Source organism: Pseudonocardia autotrophica, assembly GCF_003945385.1.
In the GTDB taxonomy this organism is placed as follows: Bacteria; Actinomycetota; Actinomycetes; order Mycobacteriales; family Pseudonocardiaceae; genus Pseudonocardia; species Pseudonocardia autotrophica.
The window spans coordinates 527,685-549,256 of record NZ_AP018920.1 but is presented as its reverse complement, the minus strand read 5'-3'; the positions used below and the strand labels follow the sequence as shown (position 1 = coordinate 549,256).

Annotated in this window: 23 protein-coding genes; 13 read left to right on the top strand and 10 right to left on the bottom strand. The window is 72.3% G+C overall.

Annotated features, from left to right (window positions below):
- The first annotated feature begins 41 nt into the window (after positions 1–41).
- The 7 genes from Pdca_RS02685 to phoU (Pdca_RS02655) all read left to right on the top strand — a co-directional run bounded on the left by Pdca_RS02685 (position 42) and on the right by phoU (Pdca_RS02655) (position 6,873).
- Positions 42–635 (top strand): superoxide dismutase family protein, encoded by a 594-nt coding sequence (locus Pdca_RS02685; protein WP_085913561.1) that lies wholly within the window; start codon positions 42–44, stop codon positions 633–635.
- A gap of 154 nt (positions 636–789) precedes the next feature.
- Positions 790–1,851 carry a tRNA dihydrouridine synthase DusB gene (dusB, locus tag Pdca_RS02680; RefSeq protein WP_232021615.1) on the top strand — a complete coding sequence of 354 codons (1,062 nt, stop codon included), beginning with the start codon at positions 790–792 and terminating at the stop codon, positions 1,849–1,851.
- 152 nt (positions 1,852–2,003) lie between these two features.
- On the top strand, positions 2,004–2,882 hold the full coding sequence (locus Pdca_RS02675; RefSeq protein WP_085913562.1) for a GGDEF domain-containing protein: 879 nt from the start codon (positions 2,004–2,006) through the stop codon (positions 2,880–2,882).
- Between the two features lie 84 nt (positions 2,883–2,966).
- Positions 2,967–5,096: an LCP family protein gene (locus tag Pdca_RS02670; protein ID WP_125911211.1), complete on the top strand. Its 2,130-nt coding sequence runs from the start codon at positions 2,967–2,969 to the stop codon at positions 5,094–5,096.
- A 100-nt stretch (positions 5,097–5,196) separates the two neighbouring features.
- The gene (gene phoU / locus Pdca_RS02665) at positions 5,197–5,853 is read left to right on the top strand and encodes a phosphate signaling complex protein PhoU (protein WP_085913564.1); all 657 of its coding nucleotides are present in this window, start codon (positions 5,197–5,199) and stop codon (positions 5,851–5,853) included.
- An 80-nt stretch (positions 5,854–5,933) separates the two neighbouring features.
- Positions 5,934–6,131: a dodecin family protein gene (locus Pdca_RS02660; RefSeq protein WP_085913565.1), complete on the top strand. Its 198-nt coding sequence runs from the start codon at positions 5,934–5,936 to the stop codon at positions 6,129–6,131.
- 82 nt (positions 6,132–6,213) lie between these two features.
- Entirely contained in the window at positions 6,214–6,873 is a 660-nt protein-coding gene (gene phoU / locus Pdca_RS02655) for a phosphate signaling complex protein PhoU (RefSeq protein WP_085913566.1), read from the top strand.
- A gap of 64 nt (positions 6,874–6,937) precedes the next feature.
- Here phoU (Pdca_RS02655) and pstB read toward each other — a convergent pair whose 3' ends face one another.
- The 6 genes from pstB to Pdca_RS02625 form a co-directional block, all read right to left on the bottom strand.
- Complete coding sequence (gene pstB, locus Pdca_RS02650) at positions 6,938–7,717, bottom strand: phosphate ABC transporter ATP-binding protein PstB (RefSeq protein WP_085913567.1); 780 nt, start codon at positions 7,715–7,717, stop codon at positions 6,938–6,940.
- Positions 7,718–7,728: 11 nt separating this feature from the next.
- On the bottom strand, positions 7,729–8,844 hold the full coding sequence (gene pstA, locus Pdca_RS02645) for a phosphate ABC transporter permease PstA (RefSeq protein ID WP_125911210.1): 1,116 nt from the start codon (positions 8,842–8,844) through the stop codon (positions 7,729–7,731).
- A gap of 1 nt (position 8,845) precedes the next feature.
- A complete protein-coding gene (pstC, locus tag Pdca_RS02640) occupies positions 8,846–9,790 on the bottom strand; it encodes a phosphate ABC transporter permease subunit PstC (protein ID WP_085913568.1) in 945 nt (314 codons plus the stop codon).
- A gap of 142 nt (positions 9,791–9,932) precedes the next feature.
- Positions 9,933–11,033: a phosphate ABC transporter substrate-binding protein PstS gene (pstS, locus tag Pdca_RS02635; protein ID WP_085913569.1), complete on the bottom strand. Its 1,101-nt coding sequence runs from the start codon at positions 11,031–11,033 to the stop codon at positions 9,933–9,935.
- Between the two features lie 208 nt (positions 11,034–11,241).
- Positions 11,242–12,138, bottom strand: a complete 897-nt coding sequence (gene mshD, locus Pdca_RS02630) for a mycothiol synthase (protein WP_085913570.1) — start codon at positions 12,136–12,138, stop codon at positions 11,242–11,244.
- 31 nt (positions 12,139–12,169) lie between these two features.
- Positions 12,170–12,964, bottom strand: a complete 795-nt coding sequence (locus tag Pdca_RS02625; protein WP_085913571.1) for a winged helix-turn-helix transcriptional regulator — start codon at positions 12,962–12,964, stop codon at positions 12,170–12,172.
- A 214-nt stretch (positions 12,965–13,178) separates the two neighbouring features.
- On the opposite strand from Pdca_RS02625, the gene Pdca_RS02620 reads away from it, so the two are divergent.
- From Pdca_RS02620 to Pdca_RS02600, 6 genes are all read left to right on the top strand, one after another.
- Positions 13,179–14,006, top strand: coding sequence for an LmeA family phospholipid-binding protein (locus Pdca_RS02620; protein ID WP_158092193.1), 828 nt, complete (start codon positions 13,179–13,181; stop codon positions 14,004–14,006).
- Positions 14,007–14,021: 15 nt separating this feature from the next.
- Positions 14,022–14,450 (top strand): thioredoxin family protein, encoded by a 429-nt coding sequence (locus tag Pdca_RS02615; RefSeq protein WP_085913573.1) that lies wholly within the window; start codon positions 14,022–14,024, stop codon positions 14,448–14,450.
- Between the two features lie 19 nt (positions 14,451–14,469).
- Positions 14,470–14,607, top strand: coding sequence for a putative leader peptide (locus Pdca_RS37910; protein WP_408635049.1), 138 nt, complete (start codon positions 14,470–14,472; stop codon positions 14,605–14,607).
- A gap of 68 nt (positions 14,608–14,675) precedes the next feature.
- A complete protein-coding gene (locus tag Pdca_RS02610) occupies positions 14,676–15,143 on the top strand; it encodes a DUF4395 domain-containing protein (protein ID WP_085913574.1) in 468 nt (155 codons plus the stop codon).
- Between the two features lie 40 nt (positions 15,144–15,183).
- Positions 15,184–16,020, top strand: a complete 837-nt coding sequence (locus Pdca_RS02605) for a sulfurtransferase (protein ID WP_085913575.1) — start codon at positions 15,184–15,186, stop codon at positions 16,018–16,020.
- A gap of 1 nt (position 16,021) precedes the next feature.
- Positions 16,022–16,321 carry a DUF1416 domain-containing protein gene (locus Pdca_RS02600; RefSeq protein ID WP_085913576.1) on the top strand — a complete coding sequence of 100 codons (300 nt, stop codon included), beginning with the start codon at positions 16,022–16,024 and terminating at the stop codon, positions 16,319–16,321.
- A 78-nt stretch (positions 16,322–16,399) separates the two neighbouring features.
- On the opposite strand, the gene Pdca_RS02595 is transcribed toward Pdca_RS02600, so the two are convergent.
- The 4 genes from Pdca_RS02595 to Pdca_RS02580 form a co-directional block, all read right to left on the bottom strand.
- Positions 16,400–17,050, bottom strand: a complete 651-nt coding sequence (locus Pdca_RS02595) for a GntR family transcriptional regulator (protein WP_197719898.1) — start codon at positions 17,048–17,050, stop codon at positions 16,400–16,402.
- An 83-nt stretch (positions 17,051–17,133) separates the two neighbouring features.
- Complete coding sequence (locus Pdca_RS02590) at positions 17,134–18,753, bottom strand: flavin-containing monooxygenase (protein ID WP_085913577.1); 1,620 nt, start codon at positions 18,751–18,753, stop codon at positions 17,134–17,136.
- Positions 18,754–18,841: 88 nt separating this feature from the next.
- Positions 18,842–19,780 (bottom strand): alpha/beta hydrolase, encoded by a 939-nt coding sequence (locus tag Pdca_RS02585; RefSeq protein ID WP_085913578.1) that lies wholly within the window; start codon positions 19,778–19,780, stop codon positions 18,842–18,844.
- A 149-nt stretch (positions 19,781–19,929) separates the two neighbouring features.
- On the bottom strand, positions 19,930–21,489 hold the full coding sequence (locus Pdca_RS02580; RefSeq protein WP_166665891.1) for an FAD-dependent oxidoreductase: 1,560 nt from the start codon (positions 21,487–21,489) through the stop codon (positions 19,930–19,932).
- Positions 21,490–21,572: the final 83 nt, after the last annotated feature.

Genomic DNA, 21,572 nt, shown 5'->3' with positions numbered 1-21,572 from the left:
GCGGATCCGCCCCGAAAGTCCGGTTCCACCACCATCGGGTCATGAGGTTCCGACGCACGACCACACGGCTCGCGCTGCTCGGCGCAGCCGCGCTCCTCGTCACCGCCTGCGGCGGCAACGGCGGCGACGACCAGCAGGCCCAGGCCACCGCCGGGCAGACCGTCCAGGTCTCGGCCACCGTCGCCGAGGGCGGCGAGGGACCGGCCTACACCTACGACACCGAACTGGTCCCCGCCGGCGCGACGCTCGAGGTGACGAGCGCGGAGAGCGAGGGCTCGACGACGACCACCCTGCGGGTGACCGGTCTCCAGCCGAACCGCACGTACGGCTCGCACGCGCACACCCAGCCGTGCACCGCCGAGGACGGCGCCGACGCCGGCCCGCATTACCAGTTCTCCGAGGACCCGGTCACGCCGAGCGTCGACCCCGCCTACGCGAACCCGCAGAACGAGATCTGGCTCGATCTCACCACCGACGAGACGGGCGCCGGTGAGTCGACGAGCACCGTCGCCTGGACCTTCCCGGACGACCGCCGCGCGGAGTCGGTGATCCTGCACGAGGAGCCCACCGCCACCCACGCCGGGCACGCCGGGACCGCCGGTGGCCGCCCGGCCTGCGTGACCGTCGACTTCTGATCCGTCCCCTCGGCGGGCGGGGCGCGGCGCGCGACACGCACCTGGGACAATCGTCCGCGTGACCGTGCAGTACGCCCCCGCCCGCCGCGGACGCGTGCTGCCACCGTTGCGTATCGGCCCCTACCAGGTCGACACGCCGGTGGTACTCGCACCGATGGCCGGTATCACCAACGCCGGCTTCCGCCGCCTGTGCCGGGAGCAGGGCGCCGGCTACTACGTGTGCGAGATGATCACCGCCCGCGGACTGGTGGAGAAGAACCCGCTCACCTTCCGCATGATCGCCTTCGACGGCGACGAGCACCCACGTTCGATGCAGCTCTACGGGGTCGATCCGGCCGCGATGCGCCGGGCGGCGGAGATGATCGTCCAGCGCGATCTCGCCGACCACATCGACATGAACTTCGGCTGCCCGGTCCCGAAGGTCACCCGGCGCGGCGGCGGCGCGGCACTGCCGTTCAAGCGGAAGCTCTTCGAGCGGATCGTGCGGGCCGCCGTCGAGGGGGCCGGCGACCGGCCGGTCACCGTCAAGATGCGGATCGGCATCGACGACGAGCACCACACCCATCTCGAGGCCGGCCGGATCGCCGTCGACTCGGGCGCCGTCGCGGTCGCCCTGCACGCCCGCACCGCCTCCCAGCGGTACTCCGGCGCCGCCGACTGGAGCGCGATCGCCCGGCTGCGCGAGGCCGTCCCGGCCCACGTCCCGGTACTCGGCAACGGCGACATCTTCTCCGCGCAGGACGCGCTGGACATGGTCGCCCGGACCGGGTGCGACGGCGTCGTGGTCGGCCGTGGCTGCCTGGGTCGCCCGTGGCTGTTCGGCGACCTGGAGGCGGCGTTCGCCGGGCGCGAGCTGCCCGCACCGCCGAACCTCGGCCAGGTCGCGGCGACGCTGCGCCGGCACGCGGTGCTGCTCTGCGAGCACATGGGCGACCACAAGGGCATCCGCGACGTCCGCAAGCACGTCGCCTGGTACCTCAAGGGCTTCCCGGTCGGCTCGGACCTGCGCCGCAGCCTGGGCATGGTCACCTCGATCGAGCATCTCGACGGGCTGCTGGCCGAGCTGGACCCGGACGAGCCGTTCCCCGCCGACGCCGACGGCCCGCGTGGCCGCCAGGGCTCCCCCGGCCGGGTGGTGCTGCCGGAGCACTGGCTCGACGACCCCGACGACCCGTCCGTCCCCTTCGGTGCGGATCTGGAGCACTCGGGCGGCTGATCGTCGAACATCCGCCACCCGGGGTCGACGAGTCCGTCCCCGGGCCGGGGGAATCGGACACGCCGAACGGGTACTGAATCCTCATGCGCCTCAAGCGTCACAATGGTCGCACCGATAGCACTGGTGACGATCGGCGAGACGGGAGGTGGACGGTGACCGACACGGCCTGGACGGTGCGCAACCTGGTGCGTTCCGCACGGCGCGCGGCGTTGCCGCCCACCGACGTCCCCGATCCCGGGATCGAGGACGTCGGCCCGACCACGCCCACCGCGCGGGCGGCGCTGCACACCGCCGCCGCGGAGCGGCTCGCCGACCACGACCGGTTCGAACAGGCCTACCTGCACCTGCGCGAGGCGGTCCGGCTACTGAACGGTGCCGCCACCGTGGAGGCCGAGCTGGACCGGCTACGGCGCGAGCACGCCGAGGCGCACGAGCAGAGCCGGCGGGACAGCCTCACCGCGTCCTACAACCGGCGCTACCTCGACGAGACGCTCGCCGGCCTGCTGACCGCGGGCACCGAGGAACAGGTCTGCCTCGCGCTCGCGGACATCGACCACTTCAAGCAGGTCAACGACACGCACGGGCATCCCTTCGGCGACCGGGTCCTGCAGCGGATCGTGCTCGAGCTCGGCCGGGCGCTGCCGCGCGGCGCGTTCTGCGCGCGCTACGGCGGCGAGGAGTTCGCCCTCGTCCTGCCCGGTCTCGGTCCGGACGAGGGCATCGCGGCCTGCGAGGCGGCCCGTGAACGGGTGGCCGCACACGACTGGTCCGAGCTGCACGAGGACCTCCGGATGACGATCAGCATCGGTGTCGCGCACACCGGCCCCGTCGACGGCGCCGTGGATCCACTGGTGGCCGAGGCCGATCTGCTGCTCTACACGGCCAAGCAGGCAGGCCGCAACGCCGTCGCACACCGGGCCGCCGGCGGGCGCGTCGTGCTCGCCGGTGCTGCATCCGGACGTAGATCGATCCCCCAACCGGACGCACATCGTGGCCGCCCCGGGCCACCGTCCCCACTGACGGCTGAATAGACTCACCGCGCAGGATCCGGTCGTCCGCGTCCCCCGACGCGCACGGCGAGCGCGCCGGGAACGGCTGCGCAAGGAGGAGGCCCGGTGCAGGACGGCGACGACGACGCCCACCGGCCCCGGCGTACCCGCCGTAGGGCCGGGGCGGACGACGCGCCGGGCACCCCCGACGGGTCACCGCAGCCGCCCGCGGCCGGCCCCGTCCCCCCGACCGGCGTACGACGAGTGCGCGGCGGCCGGGTACCCCGCCATCCCGGTGGGCCCGCACCGGCCGGGCCGCCGACCGGCCCCCGGGTTCCCCCCGCGGGCCGCGCGACCCCGGTGCCGCCGGGCCCGCCGACCGGTCCCCGCCCGGGCGGCGCGGGCTCCGAGGCGCCCGATCCCCGCAGCGCCGGGCCCGCCATCCCGGACCCGGGCACCCGCGGCCCCAGCGGCCCCGGCACCGGGACAGGCGGAGACCGGCGCAGCCGGGACCTGCACGACAGCGGCCCGCACAGGAACGACCAGCCCGGCCCGCACAGCAACGATCAGCGCAGCCCACACGGCAACGACCAGCCCGGCCCGCACGGTGGAGACCAGCACACCGGCGGCCGGCACGACAGCGGCTCCCGGCGCCGCCCCACCGCCCCGGACCCCACCGCGGCGAAGGACGGCACCGATCCCACCCGCGGCGCGGCCGACTCCCGGGACACCCAGATCGCGGCCGTCCCACGGCGCCTGCGCCGCCGCTACGCCGACGACGTCCCGGACACCCCCGCCGACGACGCGCCGACCGACGGGCCCGCCGCGGACCCCACGGAAGACCCCACAGCGGAACCCGCCGAGCGATCCGCCGAGCAACCCACAGGAAAACCCACAGGGAAACCCGCCGCGGCCCCGTCGTCACGGCAGCGCTGGATCCGGATCGGGGCCGCCGCGGCGGCCGCGCTCGTCCTCGTCACGACGGCGTTCGGGTTCGCCGGTCGGGGTGCGATCCACGACGGGGTCCGACCGACCGCCGCGCTGGCACCGGACTCGGACGCCGTGCTCGACGCCGCCACCCAGACCGGCGACCGGAACATCCTGGTCCTTGCCCTGCAGGCGGATCGTGCGGACTCCCCGGAGTCGGCCCGCACCGACACCGCGGTCCTCGTCCACCAGCCGGCGGGCGGCGGCCAGCCGGTGACGCTGTCGCTGCCCGCGACGCTCGAGGTCGCCCGGCCGCCGTGCGCCCGCTGGGACCCGGCGACCGGCGCCTACGGCGACACCGTCCCCGCCGAGTCGCGGACGGCGTTCGCGACCGCCTACGACGTCGGCGGCCCGGCGTGCACCGTCGGCGTCGTGCAGCAGCTCACCGGCATCCCGATGTCCGGCTTCGTCGCCCTCGACCTGGCCAGGACCCCGGAGCTGGTCGACGCGGTCGGCGGGATCCGGGTCTGCACCGAGCGCCCGGTGGTCGATCCGGTGCTCGGGCCCGTCGTCGAGGGCTCCGGCTCGGTCCCGCTCGACGGCCCCGTCGCCGCCCGGTTCGCCTCGGCCGCCGCGACCGGTGACAGCTCGCCCGCGAACCGGGTGCAGCGCCAGCAGCGGGTGCTCGCGGCCGCGCTGGGCGACGCACTCTCCACGACCTCGTTGCTCACCCCGGGCGCCCCCGGCCGCGCAGCCGATGGGGTCTCGGCCGCGCTCGTCGCCGACGGTGTCGACGCCGGCGAGATCCTCACCCTGGCCCGCGGTCTCAGCCGGGCCGGGACCGCAGGTGACGGGAGCACCCCGCTGTTCCTGGGCCTGCCGGTCTCCGAGGTCCCGAACACCCGCGGGCACCTGGAGCTGCAGCGCAGCGAGGCCCGGGCGCTGTTCGCCGCGCTGCGCAAGCACGAACCGCTGCCCGAGTCCGCGACGGCTCCGGCCGCCCGGTCCGCCGCCGCACCGGCCGGAGCCGGGACGGTCGTCGATCTCGTCGACGCCACCGGCACCCCGGGATCGGTCGACCAGGTCGCCGAGAACCTGCGGGAACGCGGCTACGAGATCGGTGCGATCAGCACGGGCGCCCCGGCCGAGGGCGCGATGGTCCACTACTCACCCGACAACACCGACGCCGCCGGCACGCTCGTCGGCGCTCTCCCGGGCGCCCGGCCGGCTCCGGACCCGACCGGCAGCGGGCGGCTGGAGCTCGTGGTGGGCGCCACCGGCGCCGCCCCGGTACAGGCCGTCCCGGCCGACGACGCCGACTGCTCCTGAGCCATCCTGTTCACCCGATCGGCGTGGAGTCGGACACCGTTCACCGTGGGTTCATCCACCGAGGCTGACCCGGGTCGACACCGGCTCTAGGCTCGGGGGCATGCGCGACACGTACCAGGAGCAGCTGGACGAGCTGGCGTCCGGTCTGGCGGGGATGTGCGACGACGTCGCCGCCGCCATGAACCGGGCGACCCGCTCGCTGCTCGACGCCGATCTACAGCTCGCCGAACAGGTCATCTCCGAGGATGTCCGGATCGACGGTGTCCGCGCGACCGCCGAGCACCGCGCCTTCGGCCTCCTCGCGCTCCAGGCCCCGGTGGCCACCGACCTGCGGGTGGTGGTCGCGGCGATCCACGGCGCGGGCGACATCGAGCGGATGGGCGATCTCGCCCTGCACGTGGCGCAGGCCGCCCGCCGCCGGCACCCGCAGTCGGTGCTGCCGGACGAGGTCAAGCCGTACTTCACCGAGATGGGCCGGGTCGGCGTGGCACTCGCCGAGAAGGCCGGCCGGGTGATCCGGAGCCGGGACCTGGAGGCGGCGACCGAGCTCGAGGTCGACGACGACGAGATGGACGACCTCCACCAGCACATGTTCACCGTGCTGATGGACCGCAACTGGACGCACGGGGTGTCCGCCGCCGTCGACGTCGCGCTGCTGGCCCGGTTCTACGAGCGATACGCCGATCACGCCGTGGCCGTCGCCCGGCGGATCGTCTACGTCGTCACCGGCCAGATGCCCGGGCCACTGGCCGTCTGAGGGTTGCCGCACGGCGCGCGGGTACGGCGCCGGGCAACGGTTCGCGTTTGGCCGCCGGACGGCCGGGGCACACTTGCCGCATGGAACACACGGGGTGTGTCGTCACCGAGGTGACCGGCACGTCGGACGAGAGCGTCGAGGAGGCGATCCGGAACGGCGTGGGCCGGGCCGGGCAGTCCCTCGAATGGTTCGAGGTCACCGGTGTGCGCTCGACGGTGCTCGCCTCGACCGAACGTTTTCAGGTCGACCTTCGGGTCGGTGTCCGGATGGCCGCCTGATCGGCCCACGCGCCACCCGTTCACCGAGCGTTCACCGCTCCCCTGCCGAGACAGCCATCCGGGCCGCTCTAAGGTCGTGAGCATGCGCAGGGAGACACTCGACGACAACCTGACGCAGCTGCAGGCCATGCTCGACGAGATGGGGCCGCTGGTCGTGACGGCGTTCCGCAACGCCTCCGACGCCCTGTTGAACAACCGCCGGCGGCTCGCCGAGCAGGTCGTGGCCCGCGACCACATCATCGACGGGCACCGGGCGGCGATCGAGCTGCTGGCCGTCGAGACGATGGCGCTGCACCAGCCGATGGTCACCCCGCTCCGGTCGGTGATCACCGCACTGCGCTGCTCGCAGCAGCTGGAGCGGATGGGTGACCTGGCCCGGCACATCGCTCAGGTGGTGGTCCGGGCCGGTGACGGTCCCGCGCTGCCCGAGCAGGCCGTCGAGCTGTTCACCCGGTACGGCACGCTCGTGACCGCGCTGGGTGAGAAGGCGGTCACCGTGCTCGGCACCCGCAACGTGGTGCTCGCCTGCGAGTTGGAGTCCGACGACGACGCCGTGGACGAGGTGCACCGCTCGGTCTTCGAGCTGATGTTCGGGCCCACCTGGGGCGCCGGTGTGCCCGCCGCGGTGGACGCCGCTCTGCTGGCCCGGTTCCACGAGCGCTACGCCGACCACTGCGTGCGCCTGGCCGATCACGTGGTCTACGCGGTCACCGGGGCGACCCCGGACGAGATCGCCCTCTGACCCGCAGACGGCTCGGCCCCGGCACCCCCGACCGGGGTACCGGGGCCGCAAGGCCGGAGCCGGCTCAGCCGAAGCGGCCGGAGACGTAGTCCTCGGTGGCCTTCTGGGACGGCTGGGAGAAGATCGTCTTCGTCTCGTCGATCTCGACCAGCTTGCCGGGCTTGCCGGTGCCCTCGATGTTGAAGAACCCGGTGAAGTCACTGACCCGGGCGGCCTGCTGCATGTTGTGGGTCACGATGACGATCGTGTAGTCGTTCTTCAGCTCGTTGATCAGGTCCTCGATCGCGAGCGTGGAGATCGGGTCCAGGGCCGAACACGGCTCGTCCATCAGCAGCACGTCCGGGCGCACCGCGATCGCGCGGGCGATGCACAGCCGCTGCTGCTGGCCGCCGGACAGCCCGGAGCCGGGCTTCTCCAGACGGTCCTTGACCTCGTTCCACAGGTTCGCACCGCGCAGCGAGCGCTCGACGGTGTCGTCCAGCTCCGAGCGCGACGCCCGGCTGTTGTTCAGCTTCATACCGGCGATCACGTTGTCGTAGATCGACATCGTGGGGAACGGGTTCGGCCGCTGGAACACCATGCCGATCTGGCGGCGCACGCCGACCGGATCGACGTTCGCCCCGTAGAGGTCCTGGCCGTCGAGCTCGAGCCGGCCCTCCACCCGGGCACCCGGGATGTTCTCGTGCATCCGGTTGATCGACCGCAGGAAGGTCGACTTGCCACAACCGGAGGGGCCGATCAGCGCGGTGACCGTCTTCGGGTTGATCGTCATGTCGACGCCCTCGACCGCGAGGAACGACCCGTAGTAGATGTTGAGGTTCTTGGCTTCGACGCTCTTACCCATGGCGGGATGTCCTATCGGGTCTTCGGGGCGAAAAACGTCGAGATCAGCCGGGCGACGACGTTCAGCACCATCACGATGAGCATGAGCACCAGGGCCGCGGTCCAGGCGCGGTCGAGGAACGGCTCGCGGGGCACACCGGGCACCGCGTAGGAGTAGTACGAGAACACCGGCAGGGTCGCCATCCGGCCGTCGAACGGGTTGAGGTTCACCCCGGTGGCGAGGCCGACGGTGACCAGCAGCGGCGCCGTCTCGCCGATCACCCGGGCGATCGCCAGGGTGATGCCGGTGGCGATACCACCGGCCGTCGTCGGGATGACGACCTTGAGGATCGTCCGCCACTTCGGCACGCCCAGTGCGAACGACGCCTCACGCAGCTCGTTCGGGACGATCTTGAGCATCTCCTCGGTGGAGCGCACCACGATCGGGATCATCAGCACGGTCAGCGCGACGGCGCCGACGAAACCGAACCGCACACCCGGGCCGAGCAGCAGCGCGAACAGCGCGTAGGCGAACAGGCCGGCGACGATCGACGGGATACCCGTCATGACGTCGACGAAGAAGGTGATCGCGCGGGCCAGCCGGGAGTTGTTCCCGTACTCGACCAGGTAGACCGCGGTGAGCAGGCCGACCGGGATGGACATGACCGCCGCCAGCCCGGTGATGATCAGGGTGCCCTGGATGGCGTGCAGCGCGCCGCCACCCTCGCCGACCACGCCGCGCATGGAGTTGGTGAAGAAGGCGACGTCGAACCGCTCCCAGCCCTGACTCACCACGGTGTAGAGCACCGAGACGAGCGGGATCATCGCCAGCAGGAACGCGCCGGTCACGATGACCGTCACCAACCGGTCGGCGGCCTTGCGGGCCCCCTCGACCACCCTCGACGCGGTGTAGGTGGCGACCGCGTACACGACGGCGGTGAAGAACAGCCACAGCCCGATGCCGGAGCCGAGCGCCACGACCACACCCGCCATGACGGCGGCGGTGGCGGCGAGGATGCCCAGTGGCGCCCACCGCGGCAGGCTGCCCTTGCGGCGCAGCACCGTGGGCGTGGCGGAGGCGGGGGTCTCCAGTCCGGTTCCGGTCACGGAGACCTCTTCGGTGCGGTCGGGTTCGGTTCCGGTGGACATCTCAGTTCGCTCCGGAGAAGTCGCGGCGGCGCTCGACGATGTAGCGGGCGAGCATGTTGACCAGGAGGGTGATCAGGAAGAGCACCAGACCGGACGCGATCAGCACGTTGACCGTCAGCCCGGAAGCCTCCGGGAACTGCAGCGCGATGTTCGCCGCGATCGTCGCCGGGTTCTCCGAGCTGATCAGGTTGACGGTGATCGCCCCGGACACGGAGAGGATCATCGCGACGGCCATCGTCTCGCCGAGGGCACGACCGAGACCCAGCATGGCGCCGGAGATGATTCCGGAGCGCCCGAACGGCAGGACCGCGAGCCGGATCATCTCCCAGCGGGTGGCGCCGAGCGCCAGCGCGGCCTCCTCGTGCAGCTTCGGCGCCTGCAGGAAGACCTCGCGGGCGACCGCGGTGATGATCGGCAGGATCATCACCGCCAGCACCAGGCCGACGACCAGCATCGTGCGTCCGGTGGTCGAGGGCGGGCCGGCGAACAGCGGGATCCAGCCCAGGTAGTCGGCGAGCCAGGTGGACAGTCCCACCGAGAGCGGGGCCAGCGTCCAGGCGCCCCACAGGCCGTACACGATCGAGGGAACCGCGGCCAGCAGGTCCACGATGTAGCTGAGGCCCTGGGCCAGCCTGCGCGGGGCGTAGTGGCTGATGAACAGGGCCACCATGACCGCCAGCGGTGTCGCCACCACGAGCGCGATCACCGCGCTGAGCAGCGTGCCGAAGATCAGCGGGGCGACATAGACGGCGAGCCCGCCGGGCAGCTCCGACTCCGACGCCGTGATCGCCGGGAAGGCCTCGATGAGCAGGAAAGCGGCGACCCCGGCCAGTACGACCAGGATCAGGATCCCGGCGCCTTTCGCGGAGCCGGCGAAGATGCGGTCACCGAGCTGCGAGACCGGTTTTCCGGCCGGGCGCTCAGGCGAGGCTTGAGTGGTGGTCACAGTGATCCCTGGAGGTGCGTACGTGCGCTGGACAGGGTCGGAACAGCACCCGGGACCCCGGGCGGCGCGTCCATGATGAACACCGCCCGGGGTTCCTGGCTAGATGACATACGACTCGATCTCCGGCCTCCGCAGGACCTGCTCAGCCACCGGCCGAGATGCGGTCGATCACGGGCGTGATCTCGCTGCGGAGGGTGTCCGAGAGCGGGGCGGAGCCGGCGGCCTGGGCCGCGGCCTCCTGGCCCTCGGTGCTGACGACGTAGCTCAGGAACGCCTTCGCCACGTCGGCCTGTGCCTGGTCCGGGTAGGTCGGGCAGGCCATCAGGTACGAGACGAGCACCACCGGGTAGGCACCGCCGCCGGCGGTCCGGTTGAGCTCGCAGGCGAACGACCCGTCGCCCTGACCCTCGACCCGCTGGGACTCGTCGAAGATCTGCGCGGCGGCCTCGGCGGTCGGCGCAACGTCCTGGTCGCCCAGCTTGACGTTGGCCTTGCCCAGGTCACCGGCCTGCGAAGCGTCGGCGTAGCCGATGGTGCCGTTGCCGGCGTTCACCGCACCGATCACACCGGAGGTGCCCTGTGCGGCCTCGCCGCCCTGAATCGGCCAGTTGCCGTCGGCCTCGTCGGTCCAGACGTCAGGGGCGGCCTGGTTCAGGAAGTCGGTGAGGTTCTCGGTGGTGCCCGACTCGTCGGAGCGGTGCACCGGGGTGATGGCCGTGGCCGGGAGCGTGGCGCCGGGGTTGTCCGCGACGACCGCCGGGTCGTTCCAGGTGGTGATCTCGCCCTTGAAGATCCCGGCGATGGTCGCCGGGGCCAGGTTGAGCTCCTGCACGCCGTCGAGCTTGTAGACGATCGCGATCGGCGAGACGTAGTTCGGGATCTCGATGACCGAGCCGCCGCAACGCTGGCGGGCCTGCTCCAGCTGCTCGTCGTGGAGGAACGCGTCGGAGCCGGCGAACTGCACGCCACCCTGGACGAACTGGGTGCGACCGCCACCGGAACCGACCGGGTCGTAGTTCACGGTCGCGCCCGGGTTGGCGTCGCTGAACCCGGCGATCCAGGCCTGCATCGCGGCCTGCTGCGAGCTCGCACCGGCACCCGAGATGGTGCCGGAGACGCCCTCGCCCTCGGCTCCGCCGCCACCCTCGTTCGCCGCGCCGCACCCGGCGACGAACAGCGCACATGTGGTGGCGACGCCGACGGCCGCCAGGCGCGCCCGGGGCGCGCGCCGCTTCGTCTTCACTGCAGGTTCCTCCGTGGTCGGCTGGTGCCGTTCGGGATGACGGCCCGGGGAGGCCGTCCGAGGGCAGACGCTAGGAGTCGTCGTTGGACGCAGCACCCACGGAAGATGAACGTGGAATGAACAGGGCCGCCGGTCGGGGGATCCCCGTCACACGATCGACGTCCGGTCACCACCCGGTGATCACTCCGGGGCGGGTGGTGACGCCCGTTCAGCGGGCGTAGTTCACGTCCGCGGCGTACACGTCGAACCCGAGTCGCTCGTACACCCGCACCGCGGGGGTGTTGTCCGCTTCGACGTAGAGCAGCACGGTGCCCAGTCCGCGGTCGCGCAGGTACTGCAGACCGGCCAGGGTCAGCACGCGGCCGAGGCCACGGCCGTGTGCGGCCGGGTCGACGCCGAGCACGTAGACCTCGCCCATCGCGGGCTCGTCACCGGTGGCCGGATGCACCTTGGTCCAGTGGTAGCCCAGCAGCGTGCCGGACGGGTCGGTGGCGATCAGGAACCCGTCGGCGTCGAACCAGTCCTCGGCCTGCCGGTCGGCGAGCTCGCCGCCGGTCCAGCCGCCCTGCTCGGGGTGCCAGTCGAAGGCGGCGTTGTTGACCCGCAGGAACTCCGCGTCGTCCTGCCCGGGGACGAATGAGCGGAGGATGACGCCGTCGGGGAGCTCGATCCCGGGCAACGCGGGCGCGTCCGGCCCGGTGAGCGGACGCCGCATCTGCCACAGCACCCGGTCCCGGCGGTAGCCGCGGGCCTCGGCGAGCGCCTTCGCGGCGTCGAGGTCGCCGTGCGCCCACACGTGCGGATCCGGTGTCGCCGCCTCCAGCGCCCGGACGAGGGCGGAGCCGATCCCGCGACGGCGCCGGTCCGGGTGTACCGCCAGCTCGGCGTACTCGCCGTCGAGCTGGGCGTAGCCGGCGACGGCCGGCCCGTCGGGGAGACCGGCGATCACGTGCAGCACACCGTCGCGGGGCTCGTCGGTGCGCAGGTTGCGCAGGAACTGGTCGGACAACGGTTCCGCACCGTCGTGGGAGCCGGCGGCGGCCAGCAATTCGTGCACCGCTGCGGCGGTGTCGGAGTCGAGTCGGGTGAGCACCTGCGGATCCACGCCGCGGACCCTAGTGCCTCGTCGCAGAACGTCAGCGTGACGAGAGCGCCCCCGGCGTGGTCCGGCCGGGGCCGGTGGGGCGGGCCGCGCCCGGGAGGCGACGGTCGACGGGCTCGGGATCGGTCTCACCCTCCGGGTCCGGTGGGGCGGTCAGCCCGCCACGGGACGGCCGGACGAACTTGTACCCGACGTTGCGTACGGTGCCGATCATCTGCTCGTGCTCACCGCCGAGCTTGGCCCGCAGCCGCCGCACGTGCACATCGACCGTGCGGGTGCCACCGAAGAAGTCGTAGCCCCAGACCTCCTGCAGCAGCTGGGCCCGGGTGAACACCCGGCCCGCGTGCTGCGCGAGGTACTTGAGCAGCTCGAACTCCTTGTAGGTGAGCTCCAGCAGCCGGCCCTTGAGCCGGGCCGAGTAGGTGGCCTCGTCGATCACCAGCTCACCGAGCACCAGTGCACCGCCGCCTGCGGCGGACTCCGCACCGGGCCGGGACCGCAGCAGCCGCAGCCGCGCGTCGACCTCGGCGGGGCCGGTGTCGGGAAGCAGGATCTCGTCCACCACCCACTCGCCGGAGACGGCCACCAGGCCACCCTCGTTGAGTACGGCGATCACCGGAACGTCGGTTCCGGTGCTGCCGAGCAGCCGGCACAGGCTGCGGGCGGCCACCAGGTCACTACGGGCATCGACCAGGACCGCGTCGTGCGGCCCGGCGTCGAGCAGTGCGGCCACCTCGGGCGCCGCGGTCCGGACGTTGTGCGGAAGCAGGGACAGGGCGGGCAGCACCGCTGCCGCGTCGGGAGCCGTGGTCAGCAGGAGCAGTTCCATGGACTCCTCCTCTCGCGCGATACGCAGACGATACCGCCACGTCATGCGCTGGTCAGCCGGATCGCGATCTGCCTCACGCTCGGAAGGTGTATCGATCCACTGATCGGTGCACCCCGACCCGCCCGTCCGGGGAGGTCGGGGGCCGGGCGCGGGCGCGGGCGGCCCGGTCTCTACCGTTCGGGGGTCCCGAACCCGCCACAGGGAGGCACCGCCCGTGGGAGGCACCGTGAAGCGGGCGCTCGCCGCCGTGCTGGCCGTGGCCGCCGTGCTCGTACTCGCCGATCTCGGCGCCGGTGCCGCGGCCGAGTCCGGTATCGCCCGGCAGATGCGCGACACCCTGGACCTGCCGGAGGACCCGGCCGTCCGGGTCACCGGGTTCTCCTTCCTCGCCCAGGCCGTGACCGGCCGCTACGGCCAGGTGGAGGTCTCGATGGAGCGGGTCCCGATCGGCCCGCTGCGTACGCCCGAGGTCGGGGTGGAGCTGTACGGGGTGCGCGCGCCGCTGTCCGCGCTGGTCGGCTCCGGGCCGGCCCGGTTCCGGGCGGCCGCAGCCGAGGGGACCGTCCGGATCAGCCCGAACGACATCCGGCGGATGGTCGTGGCGTCCGGCGGGCCCGCCGCCGGGGTCGAGCGGCTGACCGTCGATGTGGTCGACGCCAACGCGATCGACACCGCGATCCGGGCCGGGGCCGACCCGACGCTGCGCGGGACGGACCCGCGCACCGCCGCCCGGTTCGTCGCCGAGCTGCCGGTGGACGGCTCGGACACCCGGGTGGCCGTGCTGAGCACGCTCGTCGTCGCCGACGGGGTGCTGCGGATCGTGCCGCGCGACGTCCGCGAGCTGGACACCGACGAGGCCGTCCCGGACGCGGTGCGCGACTCGCTGCTGCGCGCGCTGGCGGTGGAGCTGGATCCCGGGACGCTCCCGCTCGGCGTCACACCGACGTCGGCGTCGATCCCGGAGTACAACGTCCTGGAGATCTCCGGTGCGGTCCGGGACCTCGACATCGGCGGAGACGGGGCCACCCGCTCCACGAGCTGACCCGGGGAGGCGCAGGTGCAGACCGGCGGACTGGTCGTACTGATCGTGGCCCTGGCGCTCGCGACGATCGCCGGGCTGGTGCTGCGCGCACGATCGGGACGGGTCCGGGCGACGACGCCGGGCCGGGCGGCCGGGGCCGGAGGCTGGGAACTGGCCGGGGTCGCACCGGACGGCAGGCGTGCCCTGCTGCTCCAGCTCTCCTCACCGGTGTGCACGCCGTGCCGGCAGACCGCGCGACTGCTCGGTGATCTCGCGGCCGCCGATCCCGGCCTCGCGCACGTCGAGATCGACGTGGCCGAGCGGATCGAGGTGGCCCGTGCGCTGGGCGTACTGCGTACCCCGACGACCGTCGTCTTCGATGCCGGCGGCGGCGAGATCCTGCGGATCTCCGGTGTGCCGCGGGCCGGCGAGCTGACCGACGCGCTGCCGTCCGCACCGGCCTGACCGGACACCCTCTCGCAGTGTGACGCAGCGACCCGGCCGCACGGGGTGTGCGGGTCGCTCCGGGTCGGTTACCCTCGCAGATGTGAACTGGCCGCTGACCCGACGCCGCGCAGTCGATCTGTGCCGCCTCGCCGGCTGCCTCTGTCTGGACTCCTGACCCGCGTGCCCTGAGCCGCGCGTCCTGACGGACGTCCCGGCCGAAACCCGGTTCCACCAGGAGTCTCCATGTCCGTCGCGGACAACGGACCCGCACGCACCGAGCCCCGGCTCGATCCACGTGGGGTCCGGTTCGCCGCCGCCGTCACCACCGTCGTACTGGCGCTGGTGCTGGTGAGCGGGAGCGGGCTGCTCGTCGGAGCACAAGCCGTCGTGTTCGGCGTCGGCGCCGTGGCCGGGATGCGATTCGCCCCCTACGGAGCGCTGTACCGGGTACTGCTCGCGCCACGGCTGGGACCGCCCACGGAGTGGGAGGACGCCGCCCCGGTCCGCTTCTCGCAGACCGTCGGGCTGGTGTTCACCGTCATCGCCACCGTCGGGTACCTGACCGGCCTGACCGCGCTCGGCGTCGTCGCCACCGCGGCGGCGCTCGTCGCAGCGTTCCTCAACGCGGCCTTCGGCTACTGCCTGGGCTGCGAGATGTACGGGCTCCTCGCCCGCCTGCGCAGTGGTGGCACCGCCACCGCGCGCCCCTGACCCGTTCAACTTCACGCGACACGATTCGGAGAGAACACACATGAGCCGCGAGGACGTCCTCGTCACCGCCGACTGGGCGGAGCAGAACCTGGAGACCGACGGGGTGGTGTTCCTCGAGGTCGACGAGGACACCACCGCCTACGACGGGGGTCACATCCCCGGTGCGGTCAAGGTCAACTGGACCGACGAGCTGCAGGACGCGGTCCGTCGCGACATCCCCACCAAGGAGCAGTTCGAGCAGCTGCTCTCCGCCAAGGGCGTCTCGAACGACGACAAGGTCGTGCTCTACGGCGGCAACAACAACTGGTTCGCCGCCTACGCGTACTGGGAGTTCAAGCTCTACGGCCACGACAACGTGGTGCTGCTCGACGGCGGCCGCAAGAAGTGGGAGCTCGACGGCCGGACCCTGACCACCGACGTCAAGGACCGCCCGGCGACCTCCTACACCGCCAAGGAGGCCGACAACTCGATCCGCGCGTTCCGCGACGAGGTCGTCGAGGCCATCGACGCGAAGAACCTGGTCGACGTCCGGTCGCCCGACGAGTTCTCCGGGAAGATCCTGGCTCCGGCGCACCTGCCGCAGGAGCAGTCGCAGCGCCCGGGGCACATCCCGTCGGCCATCAACATCCCGTGGTCGAAGGCCGCGAACGAGGACGGCACCTTCAAGTCCGACGAGGAGCTGGCCGCGCTGTACAAGGAGGCCGGCTTCGACGAGGGCCGGTCGACCATCGCGTACTGCCGGATCGGCGAGCGCTCGAGCCACACCTGGGTGGTGCTGCACGAGCTGCTCGGCCACGCGGACGTGAAGAACTACGACGGCAGCTGGACCGAGTACGGCTCGCTGATCGGCGTGCCGATCGAACTGGGAGCGAAGTGACATGTGTGGTGCACCTGACCAGACCGTGAGCCTGCCCGCGGGCACCGACCTGGAGAAGGAGACCGTGCTCGCCGGACGCGTGGTGGCCGGGGGCGACCCGGTCGGTGGCGCGTTCGTCCGGCTGCTGGACGGCACCGGTGAGTTCACCGCGGAGGTCGTGTCCTCGGCCTCCGGGGACTTCCGGTTCTTTGCCGCTCCGGGATCCTGGACCGTCCGGGCGCTGTCGCGCTCGGGCAACGGGCAGTCCGACTTCGTCGTCGACGGGCCGGGGCTGCACCAGACGGAGATCACCGTCGCCTGAGCTTGCGAAGGCGCGAGACAGCACCGCGAACGGGCCGCTGTGTGGGAGCCACTCCCGCGCAGGGGCCCGTTCGTGCCGTCAGGCCTGTTCGGTCGCGGCACCGAGCAGCGCCCGGCATTCCCGGTAGATCTGCCGGTACCGCTCGACGGCCCCCGCCCGGTCGTCGCGTTCGAGCAGGTCGAGGACGGCGCGGTAGCCGGTGGTCCACGGGGTCCACATCGCGCTGTCCGAGTTCAGCGCCATCATCCGCTGTGTCCGTGTGACGACGAGATCGACGTGGGTCTGCAGCTCCCGGTTGCCGCTCGCCAGGATCAGGATGGTGCTGAAGTCCGATCCTGCGGCGTTGGCGGCGGTCACGTCGTTGCGGGCCAGCGCGTCCTCGAGCTCGGTGAGCCGGGTGCGCAGCCGTCCGAGGTGGTCGTCGGTGATGTTCTCGATGCCCCACTCGACGCCGGCGCAGGCGAGCAGGCCCATCACGTCGATCAGGTCGACGGCGTTCTGCACGTTCAGGTCGGCGATCCGCCGGGTCCGGTTCGGCGCGACGTCGACGAGCCCCTCGGCGACGAGCTGGGCGATCGCCTCGCGGACCGGGGTGATGCTGACGCCGAGCCGGGCGGCGAGCTCGGCGTCCTTGATGACGGCCCCGGGCGCGAGCGTGCCCTGGACGATCTCACCACGGAGCTGGCGGGTGATCGCCTCGCGCCGGGTCGGCGGGATCGCGAAGGACACCGGGAAATCATGCTCTCCCTGGTCCGGCCGGTCGCCCCCGGGGCCGGTGCCCGATGCACCGGCCCCGGAGCCGTGCGGAGGGGTCACGTCGTCGCGAGGGCCTCGTGGAGCCGGAATCCGCGGTACCCGTCGGCGGCGATCGCGTCGCACTGCTCGCGGTAGAACCCGACCCCGCCGATGTAGGCCAGGAACACTCGCGGTTTGCCGGGCACGTTCGATCCCATGTACCAGGAGTCGGCGGTCGGGTAGAGCGTGGTGTTGCCGACCTCCTCGACGTGGGCGGCCCACCGGTCCTCGGCCTCGGCCGTCGCCTCGATCGCCGGGATCGACTGTTCGCGCAGCGAGACGATGCAGTCGGTGATCCAGTCGACGTGCTGCTCGATGGACACGATCATGTTCGACAGCACCGACGGGCTGGACGGGCCGGTGATGGTGAACAGGTTGGGGAACCCGGCGACGGCCAGTCCGAGGTAGGTGCGCGGACCTTCCGCCCACTTCTCCCGGAGCAGCACGCCGTCCCGGCCCCGGATGTCGATCGCGTCGAGTGCGCCGGTCATCGCGTCGAATCCGGTGGCGAACACGATGACGTCGAACCCGTACTCGCGTTCGGAGGTGCGCGCCCCGGACGGCGTCACCTCGATCAGCGGGGTCCGCCGGAGATCGACGAGCGAGACGTGCGGCCGGTTGAACGTCTCGTAGTAGCCGGTGTCCAGGCACGGGCGCTTGGTGCCGAACGGATAGCTGCGGGGGCACAGGGCCTCGGCCACCTCCGGGTCCTCGACCCGTTCCCGGATCTTCTGCCGGACGAACTCGGCGGCGGTCTCGTTGGCGGCCGCGTCGGTGAGGGTGTCGGTGTAGCCGGCCAGGATCGAGACGAGCGTGCCCTTCCGCCAGCCTGCCTCGTACGTCGCGTTCCGCTCGGTCTCGGACACCTCGTGTGCGGACCGGGTGGCGAGCTCCACCGGGACGCCGAAGCCGGAGGTGCGCTGTGCCTCCCGCCAGTCGCGGTAGCCGGCCTTCATCTCGTCGATCTCGGACCGTTCCAGCGGGCGGTTCCGGGCGGCGAGCGAGTAGGCGGGCGTGCGCTGGAAGACGGTGAGCTCGGCGGCCTGCTCCGCGATGACCGGGATCGACTGGACCCCGGAGGATCCGGTTCCGATCACCGCGACCCGCTTACCGGTGAAATCCACGCCCTCCCGCGGCCAGCGCGAGGTGTGGTAGGTCGCGCCCTGGAAGTCGGCGATCCCCGGGATGTCGATGTCCTTTGCCCGGGAGAGGCATCCGGTCGCCATGATCAGGTACTGCGCGTCGACGGTCTCGCCGGTGTCGGTGTCCACCCGCCAGCGGTTCGCGTCCTCGTCGAAGACCGCCGAGACGACCCTGGTCCGGAAGGTGATCCCGGAGCGCAGGTCGAACCGCTCCGCGACGTGCTCGATGTAGCTCAGGATCTCGGGCTGACCGGGGTAGCGCTCGGTCCACTCCCAGTCCTGTTCCAGCTCGGGGGAGAACGAGTAGGAGTAGGACAGGCTCTCGACGTCGCACCGGGCGCCCGGGTACCGGTTCCAGTACCAGGTGCCGCCGACGTCGTCGCCGGTCTCGAACACCCGGGTGCTCAGTCCCAGTTCCCGCAACCGGTACAGCTGGTAGAGCCCGGCCAGGCCGGCACCGACGATGACTGCGTCCACGTTCCGTTCGTTGGTCATGCTTGCTCCTGACGTGCGTCGTTGCAGATCGGAGTGCAGAGCGGAGTGCAGAGCGGGGGTGCGGTTCGCGTGGTGCGGGGTGGCGCGCTCAGGCCGGCTGGGAGCGGCCGGCGAGGTGCTTCTCGACCTGGTCGGTGACGTAGTCCAGGCCGGCCGCCGAACCGGGCAGGACGTTGACGAAGGTGAAGAAGCCGTGCATCTGGCCCTCGAACCGGCGGCTCTGCACCGCAACCCCCGCGGCCCGCAGCTTCTCGGCGTAGGCCTCGCCCTCGTCGCACAGCACGTCGTGCTCGGCGGTGAGCACGACCGCGGGCGGCAGGCCGGACAGGTCGGCCGAGCGCAGCGGTGATGCGTCCGGCCGGGAACGGGAGGCGGTGTCCGGGGCGTAGTGGTCCCAGAACCAGATCATCGAGTCCCGGCTCAGCATCAGCTGGTTGGCCGGATCGGTGTAGCTGGCGTTGTCCACGTCGGCGTCGGTGACCGGGTACACGAGCACCTGCAGCGCGATGTCCGGCCCGCCCTCGGCCTTCGCCCGCTGCGCCATGATCGCGGCGATGTTCCCGCCGGCGCTGTCCCCGGCGACGATCAGCGGCAGCCGCGGGCCCTGTGCCTCGAAGTGGCCGACGGTCCAGCGCAGCGCCGCCCAGGAGTCCTCGGCGGCGACCGGGTAGCGGTGCTCGGGGGCGAGCCGGTAGTCGACCAGTACGACGGCCGCACCGGTGCGGGCCACCAGGTTCCGCCCGAGCGTCTCGGACTCGTCGATCGAGCCGATCACCCAGCCACCGCCGTGGTAGTAGACGATCACCGCCCGCGGGTTCTCCGGCAGCAGGATCCGGATCGGGACGGTGCCGCCGTCGACCGGGACGCTCTCGTCGATCCGCTGGGCCACCTCGGGGCCCGGCCCGTACATGTCCCGCAGCATCCCGCCCAGCTCGCGGGCCTCGGCCGGGGTCATCTCGTGCAGCGGCTTGGCCCCGCTCTCCGCCATCTGGGCCAGGAATCCTGTCGTCGCGTCGTCGAGCGCCATGGTTCACCTCGTTGTGAATTCGTCAGCGATGCGGTCGCGCCGAAGCCGGCGGAACAACAAGATACGAATGCGATAGCGAGTTACGTCACATCTGAACGAGTGAAGAATGCATCCTGCATGCTGCAGCAAGATCGCCGATCGAGTGCCGGTCAGCGGGCCGCGTCACGACCGGCGAGATAGCCCTGGACCATGCCCCGCAGGTTGGACGTGCCGCTCTGCGCGGAGAAACCCATGTCGTTGCGTGCGGTCGCATTGCCCACCGCGTACAGCCCGGGGATCGGCTCGCCCGCCCAGGTGAGGACCCGCGCGGACGTGTCCACCTCCAGCCCCGCCGAGCCGAGCCCGGCCTGGACCCTGGCCAGCCGCGCGGCGTGGAACGGCGGCCGCACGATCGGCCCCAGTGTGGGGTTGCCGTCGCCGGTCCCGGTGGCCAGCCGGCTCATCCACAGCGACCAGGGACGCTCGCCGCGGCCGAACGCGTCGTCCCGGCCGCGGGCACGGGCCTCGTTGTAGCCGGCCACCGTCGCCGCGAGACCGTCGGCGTCGATGCCGGCGCGACGGGCGAGTTCCTCGACCGACGGCGCGCTGACGACGCGCTCCGGATCGACCTGCACGACGCCGCGCTCCGCGAGATCGTGATCGAAGACCAGCCAGGCGGGCCAGTTGGGCAGCCGCTGCGACGCCCCGTCGAACTGGTGGAGGCCCGCGTTGATCGCGGGATAGAAGCTCTCGTCGGCGAACCGGGCGCCCCGCGCGTTCACGATGATCTCGTGCGGGTGGACCACCCAGTGGGTGCGGTAGCGGGCCGTACCGTCCTCGTCGAGCTCGCCGGTCGGGAAGCCCACCTGCACGGTGTTGCGGGCCGCCGGGAGCGACCAGATCGACGCGCCGAGCGGGGCCGCCATGCCGAGATGGTCCCCGGTGATCCCGGGCGGGGAACCGGTGCCGTGGTCGTCGAGCACCCCTTCGAAACGACGGACGAGATCCGGGTTGCGGTCGTAGGCGCCGGTCGCCAGCACGACACCGGACCGGGCGACGATCTCCCGGCCGTCGGCGAGGACGACCCCGGTGACGGCACCGTCACGGGTGCGGAGCCGGGTCACCGCCGTCCCGGCCGTCAATCGTGCGCCGGCGTCGAGCGCGGCGCGCACGAAGTAGCCGGCCAGGGCCTGGCCGGTCACCAGTTCCGGGTCGGCCGTCCCGCCGCCCGGGGTGCCGGCGCCCATGTTCCAGACCGCGGTACGGCGCAGGCGCCCGGCCCACTCGCCGAGTGCGCCGGCCGGCAGCGGGACGGGTTCGAGGTAGCGGCCCTCGGCCGCGGAGTGCCCGGCCTCCGGGTAGTAGTAGTCGGGGAGATCCCGGATCACGCGCAGGTCCAGCCCGCGGCCGGTGAAGAGGTCGAGGGCCCCGTCGGCCGCGCCCAGCAGCGCCCGGGTCCGGGCCGGGTCGTTGTTGCCGCCGGCCACCCCATCGATGTAGCGAGCACCCTCCTCCGCCGTGTCGGACATGCCGAGCGCACGGGCCCACCGGTTGCCGGGTATCCAGATCTGTCCGCCGGAGACCGCCGTGACCCCACCGACGACCTGGGCGCGCTCCACGACGAGTGCGCGCGCCCCGGCATCCGCCGCCGCGGCCGCCGCCGCGCAGCCGCCGATCCCGGATCCGACACAGATCAGGTCGTACTCGTCGTCCACAGGGCCTCCGGTCACGGGCCGCCCGGTCCAGGGGCCGCCTGCTCGCCGACGTCGGATCTCCACCACACCACATCGCGTGCGTCCGGCGGGAGAGGTCG